Here is a 14,502-nt window from a genome sequence, read left to right on the forward strand (position 1 = left end):
AGCCTGCGCTGCGCCGTGGGTCAGAGCGCCGAGAGCTCCTCGACCAGGTCGTCCAGCCCCAGCGAGCCCTGCGAGAGCGCCGCCATGTGCCAGGCCTTGGGGTCGAACTCCTCGCCGCGCGCCTCGTGCGCCGCCTTCGCCGCCGCCCGTCCGCGCAGCCAGGCGCGCTCACCGAGCTTGTAGCCGATCGCCTGACCGGGCAGGCCCAGGTAGCGGACCAGCTCGCTGTCCAGGAAGTCGGCGGACAGACCGCAGTAGCGGCCGAAGAACTCCCGGGCGTACTCGGGGCTGACCGGCTCGCCCGGCCGGTACGGGGAGTCCGCCGGGAAGTCCAGGCCCACGTGCATGCCGATGTCGACGATGACCCGCAGCGCCCGCATCATCTGCGCGTTGAGGTAGCCCAGCCGGTGGCCCGGGTCGGTGAGGTAGCCGAGCTCGTCCATCAGGCGCTCGGCGTACAGCGCCCAGCCCTCCAGGTTGGCGCTCACCCCGCCGAGGCTCACCTGGTACGTGGAGAGCCGGTCGGCGACGTAGTTCCACTGCGCGAGCTGGAGGTGGTGACCCGGGACGCCCTCGTGGTACCAGGTGGAGACCAGGTCCCAGACCGGGAAGCGGTCCCGGCCGAGCAGCGGCAGCCAGGTCCGCCCGGGACGGCTGAAGTCCAGCGACGGCGCGGTGTAGTACGGCGCGGCGGCACTGCCGGCCGGAGCGATCCTCGACTCGACCCGGGTGACGGGCTCGGCCAGGTCGAAGTGGGTGCCCTGGAGGTCCCGGACGGCCTGGTCCATCAGGCCCTGGAGGTACTCCCGGGCGGCCTCGGCGCCCTCGATGGCCGGGCCGTCGGACTCCAGCCACTGCATCGCCGCCAGCGGGCCCGCACCCGGCAGGACCTTCTCGGCCTCGGTCTCCATCTGCGCCAGCAGGTCGTGGAACTCGCTCCAGGCCCAGGCGTAGGCCTCCTCCAGGTCCAGGTCGGCGCCGGTCCAGTAGCGCACCCAGCGGACGTAGCGCTCCCGGCCCGCGGTGTCCGAGGCACCGGCCGCGGCCGGGCCGTACACGTCGCGCAGCCAGTCGCGCAGCTCGGCCAGCGCCTCGGCGGCGGCCACCGCGTGCTCCGACAGCTCGGGGCGCAGGCCCTCCGGCGCACCCTGGACGAACTGCCCGAACCACGCACCGGGCACCCGCTCGTCGGCGGGCGCGTCCTCGCCCAGCCACTCGGCGAACTGCCCGAGCACCGTGGCCACCTGGCGCGGACCGGACAGCAGACCGCGCTCGATGCCCTCGGCCAGCGTCTGCCGGTACTGCTCGAACGCCACCGGAACCTTCGCCAGGCGGCGGCCGATCACCTGCCACTCGGCCTCGGTGTCGGTGCCCATCAGGGTGAAGGACTCCCGCAGGTCGTGCACCGGGGAGCCGAGGTTGCGCAGCGAACGGAAGCTCTCCCCCGCCCCGTGGACGGCGAGTTCGGCGGTCAGCCGCTCGCGCAGCAGCCGGGCGCAGCGGCGCTCCGCCTCGTCCTCTGCGGCGCCGGCCCGCTCGGCCTCGTCGAGCTTCGCCAGGGTGCGGCGGGCGAGGTCGGCGATGGCCTCGGGACCGGCCGGGGAGAGGTCGGGCAGCCGGTCGTCATCAAGGTTGACGCCGAGGTACACCGCGGTGAGCGGGTCGAGCTCGGCCAGTTCGCGGACATGGTCGTCGGCGATGCGGCGCGGGGTGGTGCCGTCGGCGGTGATCAGTTCTTCACGCATTCGGACATCATTGCGTGGCACGGCAGCTTTGCAACCCCTTTGCGAGCAGGGTTCGCCTGCGAAAATCCGTTCGGCGCGACAGGACCCGATCCACCCGGCGCCCATTACGCTGGCCGCCATGGAAGCCCGCCCCACCCCGGCAGCCGGTCAGGCACCCGTTCCGGCCGCACCCGAGCCGCGTCCGCGCCGCACCGGCTACCGGCGGCTGCCGGTCCAGCAGCGGCGCGAGCAGCTGATCGCGGTCGCCCTGGAGCTGTTCGCCTCCCGGCCGCCCGAGGAGGTGAGCCTGGACGACGTCGCCGAGGCCGCCGGGGCCTCCCGCCCGCTGGTGTACCGCTACTTCGCGGGCGGAAAGCAGCAGTTGTACGAGGCCGCGCTGCGCACCGCGGCGGACGAACTGACCAGCCGCTTCGCGGTGCCGGTGAGCGGGACGCCGTCCGAGCAGCTGTCGGCGGTGCTGGACGGCTACTTCGCCTTCGTGGCCGAGCACGACGCCGGCTACTCGGCGCTGCTGCGCGGCGGTTCGGTGGTGGAGACGGCCCGCACCTCGGCGATCGTGGACGACGTCCGGCGGGCGGCGCTGCGGCGGACACTGCGCCACCTGGGCGTGCGGGAGGCCGGGCCACGGCTGACGCTGCTGGTGCGCTCGTGGATCGCGGTGGTCGAGGGCGCGTCGCTGAGCTGGCTGGACGAGGGGCGCACGCTGCCGGTGGCGGAGCTGCGCGACTGGCTGGTGGACCAGTTCACCGCGATGGCGGCGGCGACGGCGCTGCACGACCCGCAGACGGCCGAGGTGCTGGCGGGGGTGCTCGCGCTGGAGGGGCCGCGGCCGGAACGGGCGGAGCGGCTGCGGGCGGTACTGGGCGGCGCTTCGTAACCGGCGCTTCGTTACCGGCGCTTCGTGGCGGCCCTCCCGACCCCCGTGCCAAGGGTCGGGGCGGCCTGTGCCGTTACGCCTTGCCGAGTACCTGGCGCTGGCGGCCGAGCCCGTCGATCTCGATCTCGACCACGTCGCCCGGGGCGAGGAACGGCGTGCCGGGGCGGCCCAGGGTGACCCCGGCGGGCGTGCCGGTGATGATCACGTCGCCGGGCTCCAGCACCATGAACCAGCTCGCGTAGCGGACCAGTTCGAGCACCGGGAAGATCATCTCGGCGGTGCTGCCGTGCTGCCGCTGCTCGCCGTTGACCCACAGCCGCAGGGTCAGCGCCTGCGGGTCGGCGACCTCGTCGGCGGTGACCAGCCAGGGCCCGAGCGGGGTGAAGGTCTCCGCCGACTTGCCCTTGTCCCACTGACCGCCGCGCTCGAACTGGAAGGCCCGCTCGGTGACGTCGTTGGCGATCGTGTACCCGGCGATCACCCCGGCCGCCTCGGCGTGCGAGTCCAGGTAGCGGGCGGTGCGGCCGACCACGATCGCCAGCTCGGCCTCGTAGTCGGTCTTCTCGCCACCGCGCGGCACCAGCACCTCGTCGTACGGGCCGACCACGGTGGAGCTCGGCTTGAGGAAGATCACCGGCTCGGCCGGGATCGCGGCCCCGGCCTCGGCCGCGTGGTCGCGGTAGTTGAGCCCGATGCCGACCACCTTGCCCGGCCGGGCCACCGGTGCGCCCACCCGCAGGCCGTCGAGGTCCACCACCGGCAGGACGCCGGTGGCCGCGTCCCGGGCCAGCGCCGCCGGGTCCAGCCCGGCCAGGAAGGCCCCGTCGAGGTCGCGGGCCCGCCCCGAGAGGTCGTACGCGGTGCCGTTCTCGCCCAGGACGACCGGGCGCTCGGCGCCCTGGGGTCCGACGCGCAGGAGCTTCATCGATCCGTCACCAGCCTTTCGTCGCAGCTCACCGGGGCGGCGCGAACACCGCACCCGAGTCCGGCAACGAGGTATACCAACGCGCCGGGCGGCGGACCAGAGCATCCCGGTGGGCGAAATCCTCCCGGTTCCCGCTCCGCCCGCGGCACCGGCTCGGCGGCACGCACGGTTGACACCCGGCGGGCGTCCGGCGTCGCGGGCGGCGGTGCCCGGGCCCGTCCCGCTCCGCCGGCGGCGAACGCGGGAGTGCCGCGGCGGCCCGGCGCGCAGGATGCGGGCATGGAGATCACCCGGGTACGCGACGAATTGCACATGATCGGCCTGGAGTTCGGCACCGCCTACCTCTGGCGGGACGCGCACGGCCTCACCCTGGTCGACACCGGCATCGCCGGCTCGGCGGACGCGATCGAGCAGGGCATCCGCGCCACCGGGCAGGAGCCGGCCGCGCTGCGCCGGATCGTGCTCACCCACCACCACGAGGACCACACCGGCTCGGCCGCCCTGCTCGCCCGGCGGCACTGTGCCCAGGTGGTGGCGCACCGCCTGGAGGCACCGGTGATCCGGCGCGAGCAGCCGCCGGTGCCTCCGGTGCTGAGCCCGTTCGAGCAGCAGCTGTGGGACGGACTGCCGCCCATCCCGCCCGCCGAGCCCTGCCCGGTGCACCGGGAGGTCGAGGACGGCGACGTGCTGGACATCGGCGGCGGCGCGGTGGTGGTGCACGTGCCCGGGCACACCGACGGCAGCATCGCGTTGCACCTGCCCGGGCCGGGTGTGCTGTTCACCGGGGACCTGGCGGCCAACGTCGGGGGCCGGACCACCCCGGGGGTGTTCCACACCGACCCGGCCCTGGCACTCGCCTCCTTCCACCGGCTGGCCGCGCTGCCGGTGGAGACGGCGGTCTTCGGACACGGCGACCCGATCGCGAAGGACGCCTCAGCCGCCCTGCGCGCCGCCGCCGAGCAGCACCCCCAGGCTTAGCGCCCGCGGCCGGCCCGGGCCGAGCCGGGCGACCTCCTGCCGGCAGTGCGCGAGGTCGCGCCGCGCGTCCGCCCGGGCCTCCGGGGTGGTGCCGGGCGCCTGGGCCAGCTCGTCCAACAGGGCGACGGCGGCGCCGGGACTGCCGTCCCGGGCCAGCCAGAGGGCCAGGTCGTGGCAGGTGCGCAGGGTGCGGGGGTCGTACGGGCCGCAGATCCGGGCGAAGTCGGGGACGAGTGCGGTGAGGATCTCCACCGCCTCCGCCACCTCGCCGGCCTCGCCGTGCCGCCAGGCCCGGTCGGCCCGGCGGCGCAGCTGCTCCGGGCTGGGGTCGTCCGGGCGCAGCATCCCGGGCTGGACGGCGCGCAGCCGCTCCAGCACCTCGGCGGCGCCGGCCGGCCGCTGTTCGGGGCGCTTGGCGAGCAGCTCGGCCACCAGCCCGGCCAGCGCCGGATCCTTGCTGCGCACCCGGGACGGGACCTCCTCCAGGTGCTTGTACATGTACTCGGCGGCCGAGGCGGCGCGGAACGGGCGCGCGCCGGTGCAGACCTCGTACAGCATGACGCCGAGCGCGTAGAGGTCGGCCCGGCCGTCCACCGCGCCGCCGGACCAGCACTCGGGCGCCAGGTACGGGACGGTGCCGACCACGTTGCCGGTGGAGGTGAGCCGGACGGTCTGGGTGACCAGTCGGGCGATGCCGAAGTCCAGGACCTTGGCCCGCTCCCCCTCGTCCTCCTTCGTGATCATCACGTTCTCGGGCTTGATGTCCCGGTGGACGATCCCCGAGCGGTGCGCGGCGTCCAGCGCCTTGCACACGTGCCGCATCCAGCGCAGCGCCTGCTTGTGGTCCGGCCGGCTGTCCTTGAGCACCTCGGACAGCGCCCGGCCGCGGACCAGCTCCATCACCAGGTACGGGATCTTTCCGGAGCCGGCCTCGGTCCACCCGTAGTCGTACACGGTCACGATGTGCGGATTGTTGAGGCCGCCGGCCGTCCGGGCCTCGCGGACGAACCGGCTGACCGCCTCCCGGTCGGTGGCGTGCTCGGCGAGCAGCACCTTGACCGCGACCTCGCGGTTCATGGTCGTGTCGGTCGCCCGCCAGACCACGCCGAAGCCGCCCCGGCCCAGCTTCTGTTCCAGCCGGAAGCGTCCGCCGAGCACTTCGCCCTTCTCCATGCCCATCCCCCAACTCGACCGCGCCCGCTCGGCGTTCGCCGTCGGAGGGGTCACCATAGCGGCGGCCGGGGACGAACGGGTGAACGACCCCGGCCGGCCCTTCCTACGGCCTGGGCCCGGGCAGCCCGGGCGGGTTGATCTCGGAACTCGGCACGGCCTCGCCGTCCGGGCCCCAGCGCTTGAGCACCTGCCCGTACGTGCCGTTCCTGATCACCTCGTCGATCGCCCCGTTCAGCGCCCTGACCAGCCCGTTCGTTCTCCTCGCTCCATCCGCCGCCGCGCCCGTGGCACTGCTGCCGCAACCGGCCAGGGCGAGGGCGGCGGCGAGCGTGCCGACGGCGGCCACGAGGGCGCGACGGGGTAGGGACATGGTGGAACTCCTGCTCGGTGAAGGGAACTTGGCGGAGCTGACGGGAAGGGCGGGTCAGAGGACCTTGGCCAGGAAGGCCCGGGTGCGCTCGTGCCGCGGCCGGTCCAGGACCTCGGCGGGCGGGCCCTGCTCGACCACCACGCCGCCGTCCATGAAGACCACGGTGTCGGCGACCTCGCGGGCGAAGCCGATCTCGTGGGTGACGACGATCATCGTGGTGCCGCCGCGGGCGAGGTCCCTGATGACGTCCAGCACCTCACCGACCAACTCCGGGTCGAGCGCCGAGGTGGGCTCGTCGAACAGCAGCACCTTCGGCTCCAGTGCCAGCGCCCTGGCGATCGCCACCCGCTGCTGCTGCCCGCCGGACAGCTGCCGGGGGTAGGCGGCGGCCTTGTCGGCCAGTCCGACCCGCTCCAACAGCGCCAGCGCCGCCGCCCTGGCCTCGGCCCTGGGGCGGCGCAGCGCGGCGACCGGCGCCTCGACCAGGTTCTCCAGCACGGTGAGGTGCGGGAACAGGTTGAAGTTCTGGAACACGAAGCCGATGCCGGTGCGCTGGCGCAGCACCTTGCGCTCCTTGAGCTCGTACAGCCGGTCGCCGGAGCGGCGGTAGCCGATCAGCTCGCCGTCGACGGCGACGTGGCCGCGGTCCGGCTTCTCCAGGTGGTTGATCGCGCGCAGCAGGGTGGACTTGCCGGAGCCGGACGGGCCGAGCACCACCGTCACCGAGCCGGCCGGGACGTCCAGGCCGACCCCGCGCAGCACCTCCAGCCGGCCGAAGCTCTTGTGCAGGCCGCGGACCTGCACCATCGGGGCGGCCGGGGCCGGATCCGCCGGGTTCGGGGCGGGCTTCGCCAGGGTGGTCACGACTGTCCTCCGGAGGTACGGGCGGCGGCGGGCCGGGAGCGGTCCGGCAGGCTCCGGGCGAAGGCCCGGACGCGCTGCCACGGGGTGGGCGGCGGGGTGCGCTCGGCGCTCAGCCGTGCTCGGGCGGGCTGATCTGCGACTCCTTGATCGCCGAATCGGCGACCCCCCACTTGCCCAGGATCCGCTGGTACGTCCCGTCCTTGATCAGCTCGTTGACCGCCGCCTGGAGGGCCGGGGCGAGCTTCGAGCCCTTCTTCAGGGCGAAGCCGACGTCGAGGCGGTGGAACTCCCCGAGGAAGCGGGTCCCGGAGGCCTCCTGCGCGGACTGGTAGCGCAGGCCGTTGATGGTGGACATCTCCACGTCCACCCGGCCCTGCCGGAGGCTGGTCAGCAGCGCGCCGCTCTCGCTGAACGCCCTGACCTCGTACGGCTTCTTCCCGGCGTCGGCGCAGACGTTCCTGCGGCTGTTGAGGGTGGTCTCGAAGGTGGTGCCGGCGGTGGTGCCGACGGTCAGCCCGCACAGCTGGAGCAGGTCGGTGACCGGCTGGATCGCGGTGTTGTCCTTCTTCACCGCGAAGCCCTGGCCGTCGTCGATGTAGGTGACGAAGTCGATGGTCTTCAGCCGGGCCGTGGTGACCCCGAAGTTGCCGGTGCCGACGTCGTACTTCCCGCTGTCCAGCGAGGGCAGGATGGTCTCGAAGGCGGCCTCCTCGCGCTGCACGGTCAGGCCGAGCAGTCTGGCGACCGCGTCCGCGAAGTCCACGTCGATCCCGGCGGGCTTCTTGCCGGCCTGGTCGGCGTAGAACGCGCTGGGCGGCGCGCCGAAGGCCGAGCCGAACTTCAGCGTGCCGGCCCTGCGGACCTCCTCGGGCAGCAGCGCGGCCGCGGCCTCGGACTTCGCGAGGCCGGAGACGAGGTCCTCGGTGGCGGTGGCGGCCGGACCGCCCGCCCCCGCCGCGCTCGCGATCTTCGGGTCCGAGCCGCAGGCGGCCAGGGCCAGGACCGGCAGCAGGGCGGTGGTCGCGAGCAGGCGGCGGGCGGTGCTGGTTCTCACGGGGGGCCTTTCAGGAGGTCGGAGCCAGAACGGGCAACTGCCGCTCACGGGCGGGCAGTTGCTTCTCGAAGGGGAGCGGGCCGATGGTCGTCGGATCGGCCGGGACGTCGAACAGCGGGGTGTAGCCGGCCGCCAGGTAGAGGCCCTCGGCCTCGGGCCGGCGCGGACCGGTGGTGAGGTGGAGCCGGGTGTAGCCGGCCACGGCGGGGCGGCCGTCGGACGGGTGACGGTGCCAGGGGTGACGGAGGGAGTGCCGAGCGGAGGAGGGGCCGCAGTGAAGGAGGCCGGAGCGCAGTGCGAAGTCATCGGCGGCAGCGAAGGCCCGGCGCGCCGCCGGTGGTCGGCGACGGGTCCGGGCCGCGACGGGGCGAACCGAGGGAGGGCTCCCCGACGGGGGATCAGGCCGGACGGACGGCCCGCTGCCGGATCAGCCGCGACACGCCGCGGACCACACCCGACCGAAGTCGATGTGGTCACGGCTGACCAGAGGCTGCTCGGCGTACATGGCCTCAAGTTGAGCAGTCGGCCGATCGGTCCGTCAACCATCCATCATTGCCGCACTGTTGCGATCTCCTGTCGCTTTTCCGACGTGCGTCGACCGAGCCCTCCCGCACCCTGATCACCCTTGACAGCCGTCGATCGCGCATGCGTACGATCGAAGCGGAGTGCAGTGCATTGCGCCGGCCGCGTTGAGGGACGCGGGCCGCGCCCGCGTACGTGACCACCGCCGTACCCTCCCCGCCCGCACTCCGCCCAGGAGCCGCCGCCATGGCCACCCCGCAGGACGTCCTGCCCGCCCCCTCCGTACTCGACCTCCCCGCCCCCGAGGCCCGGATCGTCGCCCGCCGCAAGCCCGGCCAGTGGGCCGCCGCCGCCGTCGCCCTGCTGCTGGCCGCGATGGCGGTCAACTCGGTGATCCGCAACAAGGCCTTCCAGTGGAGCGTGGTCGCCGACTGGTTCACCGCCCGGTCCGTGCTCGACGGGCTCACCCTGACCCTCTGGCTGACCGCCGTCACCCTCGCCCTCGGCTTCGTGCTCGGCACCCTCCTCGCCACCATGCGGCTGTCCACCAACCCGGTGCTGCGCACGCTGAGCTGGGGCTACGTCTGGGTGTTCCGCTCCACCCCGCCGCTGGTGCAGCTGCTGTTCTTCTTCAACATCGGCGCGCTCTACCCGACCCTCGGCCTCGGCATCCCGTTCGGCCCCGAGTTCGTCACCGTCAGGACCGTCGACCTGATGGGCCCCACCCTGACCGCCGTCATCGGCCTCACCCTGCTGGAGACCGCGTACGCCGCCGAGGTGATCCGCGGCGGCATCCTCTCCGTGGACCGCGGCCAGCTGGAGGCGGCGGCCGCGCTCGGGCTCGGCCGGTGGCGGGTACTGCGCCGGATCGTGGTGCCGCAGGCGATGCGGGCGATCGTGCCGACCGCCGGGAACATGCTGATCGGCGCGCTCAAGGGCACCAGCATCGTCAGCGTGCTGGCCGTCTCCGACCTGCTCTACTCGGTGCAGCTGGTCTACCTCCAGTCGTACCAGGTCATCCCGATGCTGATGGTCGCCACCATCTGGTACCTGGTGGTCACCACCCTGCTGTCCATCGGCCAGTACTACGTGGAGCGGCACTTCGCCAAGGGCGCCACCCGTGACGGCCTGCCGCCCACCCCGCTGCAGCGGGCCCTCGCGGCCGTGGCCAAGGTGGTGCGGGCATGACGGCCCTCGTCATCGTCGGTGCCGGCCCGCGCGCCACCGGCCTGCTGGAGCGGATCGCCGCCAACGCCGCCGAACTGCTGCCCGCCGAGCGGCCGTTGGCGATCCACCTGGTCGACCCGTACCCGCCGGGTGCGGGCCGGATCTGGCGCCACGACCAGTCCCCGCTGCTGCGGATGAACTCGATGGCCGAGGACGTCACCATGTTCACCGACGAGCGCTCCACCCTCGAAGGGCCGGTCCGCCCCGGCCCTTCGCTCGCCGAATGGGCCCTGCGGCAGGAGGAGTTCGCGCCCTACCGGGAGGTCGCCGACCCGGCCGTCCGGGCCGAGCTGCGCACCCTCGCACCCACCGACTTCCCCACCCGGCGGGCCCAGAGCGCCTACCTGGACTGGGCGTTCCGCCGCGCCGTCGCCGAGCTGCCGACGCACATCGAGGTCACCGTCCACCGGGACACCGCCCGGCGGATCGAGGGACCGGCCGACGGCCCGCAGACCGTCCACCTCGCCGACCGGACGCTCACCGCCGACCACGTCGTGCTCACCCTCGGCCATCTCGACTCCGCCCCGCACCCGCGCTTCGCCACCGACGCCGAGTTCGCCGCCCGGCACGGCCGCTTCCACCTCCCGCCCGCCTACTCCGCCGACGTGGCCGCCGAGCTGGCCGGCCTCGCCCCCGGCGAACAGGTGGTGCTGCGCGGCCTCGGCCTCGCCTCGGTGGACCTGGTCGCCCTGCTCACCGAGGGCCGCGGCGGCCGCTTCGAGCCCACCGGCGAAGGGCCCGCGCTGCGCTACCTCCCCTCCGGCCGCGAGCCGGTGCTCCACCTCGGCTCCCGGCGCGGCGTCCCGTACCACTCCAAGACCGGCTACCGCCTCCAGGGGCCGCCCGCCCCGCTCCCCCGGTACTTCGACAAGGCCGCCGTGGACGCCGTGCTCACCACCGGAGGACAGCTCGAACTGCGCCGCGACTTCTGGCCGTTGATGGCCAAGGAGATCGGCTTCGGGCACTACCACGAGCTGTTCCACGCCCACCCCGGACGCACCGCCCTGCCCTGGCCGGAGTTCCTCGCCCGCTACGACCGGCACGGCTGGTACACCCCCGAACTCACCGCCCTGATCGCCGAGGCCGTTCCCGACCCGGCCGACCGGATCGACGTCGAACGGCTCGACCACCCGCTGGCCGGGCTCGAACTCGGCACCGACGAGGAGCTCCAGGCGCACCTGCGCGCGTACGTCACCGCCGACGCCGACCGCCGCGCCGACCCCGCGCACAGCGCCGACCTCGGCGCCTTCCTCGCCCTGCTCTCGCTGTTCGGCCAGCTCCCCCGGCTGACGGCGAGCGGCCGGCTCACCGCCCGCTCGATCGCCGAGGAGGTGGACGAGTGGTTCTTCGGCTACTTCAGCTTCCTCGCCTCCGGCCCGCCCGGCTTCCGGCTGCGCCAGCTGCTCGCCCTCTCCGAGGCCGGGGTGGTGCGCTTCCTCGGTGCGGACGTGCGGATCGAACGGGACGAGGCGAGCGGCACCTGGCGGGCCTCCGGCGCCACCCTGCCCGGCCACCACGTCACCGCGACGGCGCTGGTCGAGGCGTACCTGCCCAAGCACGCGCTGGCCCGCACCCTGGACCCGGTGCTGCGCGAGCTGCACCGCACCGGACGGATCGTCGAGGAGGTGGTCGCCGACCCGGACTACACCCACCACTCCGGCCTGGTCACCATCACCCCCGCCGACAGCCGGCTGCTCGACCCGGCCCTCGGCGGCGCCCCGCACCCGCGACGTACCGCCCTCGGCCCGCACACCAGCCTGCGCGCGGCCGCCGCCTTCGCCCGCCCCCGCACCGACGCCCCCGGCTTCCGGCAGAACGACGCCGCCGCCCGCGCCCTGCTCCGGGCCGTCGGCGCGAGCAGCCCGGGCGGCGGGGCACACGCCACTCAGGCCGAAGGACCGAAGATCTCCTCCAGCAGGTCCGCGTCCGTGACGTAGCCCGGTGCGGCGGCCACCCGCTGCCCGACGCCCTTGACGCCGGTACGGCGCTCCAGCGCCCGGGCCGGTTCCGCGACGGACCCGCCGACGTGCGCGGCGGCCCGGATCCGCCGGATCAGCTCCTGCGCCTCCTCCCGGCCGATCCGCCGTCGCAACACCCGGACGGCCCGGTTCACCCGGTGGTGCCGGGCCCCCTCCCGGTACTCCGCCAGGTCGGCGGCGGCCCGCAGGCCGCGCTCGTCCTGCGGGCCGAGCACCTCGACCAGCACGGGCAGCAGGCCGTCCAGCTCCAGCACGGCGCCCTGGAAGTCGCCCCGCCGGGCCCGGCAGACCGCGAGGTCGTGCCGGGCCCAGAGGACGGGCACCCCGCGCGGGCCCCAGGCCTCCTTCAGCGCGGGCAGCAGTTCCGTCAGCAGGCGGATCGCGGCGACCGTCTCGCCGCTGTCCCGGACCTGCCGGGCCAGTTCGCAGCGCACCTTCAGCAGCTCGGGGTCGGTCGCTCCGAGGAGCGTCCGCAGGTCCTCGGCCAGGTCCAGCAGCACCCGGACGGCCTGCGCCGGTTCACCGGCCCGGCCGAGGCACCCGGCGAGGTCCTGCCGGGCGGCGACGACCTCCGGGTCGCCCGCCCCGAGCGCCCACGCGGCGGCGTCGACCGCCGCCCGGAGCGGCTGCACCTCCGCGGCGGGGTTCTCCTGCTGCGCGGCCCGCAGGCCCTCCCGCAGCCGGCCCCGGACGGCGGCCTCGTCCTCGACGGGCCCCACCCGTGCGGCCGGTGCGACGAGCGGCACGCGCCGGACGGACGGCGGGGGTTCGGGATACACCAACGCGGCCCGCCCCACCGGCCGCAGCCTCGGCTGCCCCGGCTGCCGGGACTGGCCGCGCCGCCGGACCGGCCGGACCGGCCGCAGCGGCGGGGTGCCCGCGGGCCGGACCGACGCGGTCCGGCCCGGTTCGGTCCGGGCAGCGATGGGCTGCGTCGGGGGCCGGTCCCGTCCCTCCGCCAGGTCCGAGAGCCACTGCGCGACCGTCCGGGCGTCGGCCGGCCGGTCCGCCGGATCCTTGGCCAGCAGCTGGGCGACCACGGCCGGCAGGTGCGGCGGCAGCCCGTACTTCGCCGGGTCGAGCTCGGGGGGTGGCTCGTTGAGGTGCTGGTACATCAGCACCGGCGTCGAGTCCCCGTTGAACGGCCGCTTCCTGGTGAGGAGTTCGACCAGCACGCAGCCGAACGCGTAGAGGTCGGCCCGGCCGTCCACCCGGTCGCCGGTCCAGCGCTCGGGCGCCATGTACGGCGGACTGCCGATGACCGTGCCGACGGTGGTCAGCCCGCTCGCGCCGGTGTCCAGCTGGGCGATGCCGAAGTCCAGCACCTTCAGCCGCCCGGCGTCGGTGATCATCACGTTGTCCGGCTTGATGTCCCGGTGCACCACGCCCGCGTCGTGCGCCGCCGCCAGCGCCTCACAGATCTGCCGCCCCCAGCGCAGGCTCACCTGCGGTTCCGGCCGCCCGTCCCGCAGCACCTCGGTCAGGGTGCGACCGGTGAGCAGCTCCATCACCAGGAAGGTGACCTGCTGGTCGTCGAACGCGCTGTGGCCGAGGTCGTGCACCGTGACGATGTGCGGGTGCGACAGGTTGCCCGCCGCGGACGCCTCCCGGGCGAACCGCAGCGCCGCCTTCGCCCGGTCGCCGTCGTCGTGCCGGATGACCTTGACCGCCACCGGCCGCCCCATCCGGGTGTCCAGGGCCCGCCACACCACCCCGAACCCGCCCTGCCCCAGCTTCTCCTCGAACTCGTACCGGCCGTCCAGGACGTCCCCGACTCGCACGCGCCCCTCCCCCGTCCACCGTGGCCCCCTCGGACCCTATCGGCGCCGCCCAGGCTCCACCGGCTCAGGCTCCGAAGATCTCCTCCACCAGGTCCTCGTCCGACACGTGGTCCGGCGCGTCGAACACCACGTCCGCGACGCCCTTCAGGCCGATCCCCCGGTCCAGCGCGTCCATGCAGGCCCGGGCCTCCCCGTCGGTGGTGAAGTCCCACACCCGCAGCCGCCGCACCAGCACCAGCGCCTCCATCGGGCTCATCCGCGGCGTCCGGCGGCGCTGCCCGGCGCCCTTGCGGCCGGCCTGGGCCAGCTGCTGCTGGTAGCCGGCCAGGTCCTGCCAGGCCTGCACGGTGCTCGGGTGGTGCTCGCCCAGCACCCGGGCGAGGTCCGGCAACAGCCCGTGCAGCTGGATCACCGCGCCCTGCAGGTCGCCCCGGTTGGCGTGGTACAGCGCGAGGTCGTGCCGGGCCTTCAGGACCCGGGGCTCGTACGGGCCCCAGGCGGCGTGCAGGTCGGGCAGCAGTTCGTTCATCAGCCGGATCGTGGTGACCGGCGCACCGCTCTCGCCGATGCACCAGACCAGGTGGTAGCGGGCGCCGAGGGTGTCCGGGTCGATCGGGCCGAGCATCGAACGCATGTCACCCACGAGGGCGGTCAACAGCCGGATCGCGCCGTTCAGGTCCCCGGTCCGGCTGAGGTACCAGGCGAAGTCCCGCCAGGTGCACAGGGTGTCCCGGTCGCTCGCGCCGAGCACGGTCACGCACTCCTGGGCGAGGGCCTGCAGGAGCATCGCCGACTCACCGGCCGTCGCCGCCCGGTACGCGGCCGACCGCCGCTCGCGCAGCCCGGCCCGTACGGCCTCGGCCGGCGGCGCGGCCGTCACCGGGGGCGTGGTCAGCGGCGGCAGCACCGACGCGGCGGCGGGCGGCACGGCGGGCGCGGGGACGACCGGCGGAGCGCTCGGCGGCGGCGGCACCACCGGCGCCGGGCGCTCCACCACCGTCGGCACC

At 74.6% G+C, this 14,502-nt stretch carries 12 protein-coding genes and 1 pseudogene; 4 read left to right on the forward strand and 9 right to left on the reverse strand.

The genetic code is table 11. From position 1 onward, the window contains the following. Positions 1-20: 20 nt before the first annotated feature. The gene (locus tag ACFU7Y_RS24880) at positions 21-1,745 is read right to left on the reverse strand and encodes a DUF885 domain-containing protein (RefSeq protein WP_224283572.1); all 1,725 of its coding nucleotides are present in this window, start codon (positions 1,743-1,745) and stop codon (positions 21-23) included. 118 nt (positions 1,746-1,863) lie between these two features. On the opposite strand from ACFU7Y_RS24880, the gene ACFU7Y_RS24885 reads away from it, so the two are divergent. Beyond that, the gene (locus ACFU7Y_RS24885) at positions 1,864-2,622 is read left to right on the forward strand and encodes a TetR/AcrR family transcriptional regulator (RefSeq protein ID WP_224283571.1); all 759 of its coding nucleotides are present in this window, start codon (positions 1,864-1,866) and stop codon (positions 2,620-2,622) included. A gap of 73 nt (positions 2,623-2,695) precedes the next feature. Here ACFU7Y_RS24885 and ACFU7Y_RS24890 read toward each other — a convergent pair whose 3' ends face one another. After that, the gene (locus tag ACFU7Y_RS24890) at positions 2,696-3,547 is read right to left on the reverse strand and encodes a fumarylacetoacetate hydrolase family protein (protein WP_380769688.1); all 852 of its coding nucleotides are present in this window, start codon (positions 3,545-3,547) and stop codon (positions 2,696-2,698) included. 279 nt (positions 3,548-3,826) lie between these two features. On the opposite strand from ACFU7Y_RS24890, the gene ACFU7Y_RS24895 reads away from it, so the two are divergent. After that, positions 3,827-4,525, forward strand: coding sequence for an MBL fold metallo-hydrolase (locus ACFU7Y_RS24895; protein ID WP_380769689.1), 699 nt, complete (start codon positions 3,827-3,829; stop codon positions 4,523-4,525). Here ACFU7Y_RS24895 and ACFU7Y_RS24900 read toward each other — a convergent pair. The 5 genes and pseudogenes from ACFU7Y_RS24900 to ACFU7Y_RS24920 all read right to left on the reverse strand — a co-directional run. Continuing rightward, positions 4,481-5,698, reverse strand: a complete 1,218-nt coding sequence (locus ACFU7Y_RS24900) for a serine/threonine-protein kinase (protein ID WP_380769690.1) — start codon at positions 5,696-5,698, stop codon at positions 4,481-4,483. The two genes, ACFU7Y_RS24895 and ACFU7Y_RS24900, sit on opposite strands and share 45 nt — an antisense overlap. A 103-nt stretch (positions 5,699-5,801) precedes the next feature. Beyond that, positions 5,802-6,068 carry a hypothetical protein gene (locus ACFU7Y_RS24905; protein WP_374120075.1) on the reverse strand — a complete coding sequence of 89 codons (267 nt, stop codon included), beginning with the start codon at positions 6,066-6,068 and terminating at the stop codon, positions 5,802-5,804. A 54-nt stretch (positions 6,069-6,122) separates the two neighbouring features. Then, on the reverse strand, positions 6,123-6,875 hold the full coding sequence (locus tag ACFU7Y_RS24910; protein WP_380769696.1) for an amino acid ABC transporter ATP-binding protein: 753 nt from the start codon (positions 6,873-6,875) through the stop codon (positions 6,123-6,125). Positions 6,876-7,041: 166 nt separating this feature from the next. Beyond that, positions 7,042-7,986 carry an ABC transporter substrate-binding protein gene (locus ACFU7Y_RS24915; RefSeq protein WP_380769691.1) on the reverse strand — a complete coding sequence of 315 codons (945 nt, stop codon included), beginning with the start codon at positions 7,984-7,986 and terminating at the stop codon, positions 7,042-7,044. A 10-nt stretch (positions 7,987-7,996) separates the two neighbouring features. Next, a pseudogene (locus ACFU7Y_RS24920) lies at positions 7,997-8,191 on the reverse strand (GNAT family N-acetyltransferase); the annotation flags it as partial. 563 nt (positions 8,192-8,754) lie between these two features. Here ACFU7Y_RS24920 and ACFU7Y_RS24925 point away from each other — a divergent pair. Both ACFU7Y_RS24925 and ACFU7Y_RS24930 read left to right on the forward strand, forming a co-directional pair. Continuing rightward, positions 8,755-9,696, forward strand: coding sequence for an amino acid ABC transporter permease (locus ACFU7Y_RS24925; RefSeq protein ID WP_380769692.1), 942 nt, complete (start codon positions 8,755-8,757; stop codon positions 9,694-9,696). Further along, positions 9,693-11,672: an FAD/NAD(P)-binding protein gene (locus tag ACFU7Y_RS24930; RefSeq protein WP_380769693.1), complete on the forward strand. Its 1,980-nt coding sequence runs from the start codon at positions 9,693-9,695 to the stop codon at positions 11,670-11,672. The genes ACFU7Y_RS24925 and ACFU7Y_RS24930 overlap by 4 nt, the downstream gene beginning before the upstream one ends. Here the strand turns inward: ACFU7Y_RS24930 and ACFU7Y_RS24935 are convergent. Together ACFU7Y_RS24935 and ACFU7Y_RS24940 are read right to left on the reverse strand one after the other, a co-directional pair. After that, positions 11,621-13,495 carry a protein kinase gene (locus tag ACFU7Y_RS24935; RefSeq protein ID WP_380769694.1) on the reverse strand — a complete coding sequence of 625 codons (1,875 nt, stop codon included), beginning with the start codon at positions 13,493-13,495 and terminating at the stop codon, positions 11,621-11,623. The two genes, ACFU7Y_RS24930 and ACFU7Y_RS24935, sit on opposite strands and share 52 nt — an antisense overlap. A 64-nt stretch (positions 13,496-13,559) precedes the next feature. Then, positions 13,560-14,502, reverse strand: a 943-nt coding sequence (locus tag ACFU7Y_RS24940) for a tetratricopeptide repeat protein (protein ID WP_380769695.1), incomplete at its 5' end; no start/stop codon positions are given.

It is taken from the genome of Kitasatospora sp. NPDC057542 (genome assembly GCF_042801945.1).
Classification (GTDB): domain Bacteria; phylum Actinomycetota; class Actinomycetes; order Streptomycetales; family Streptomycetaceae; genus Kitasatospora.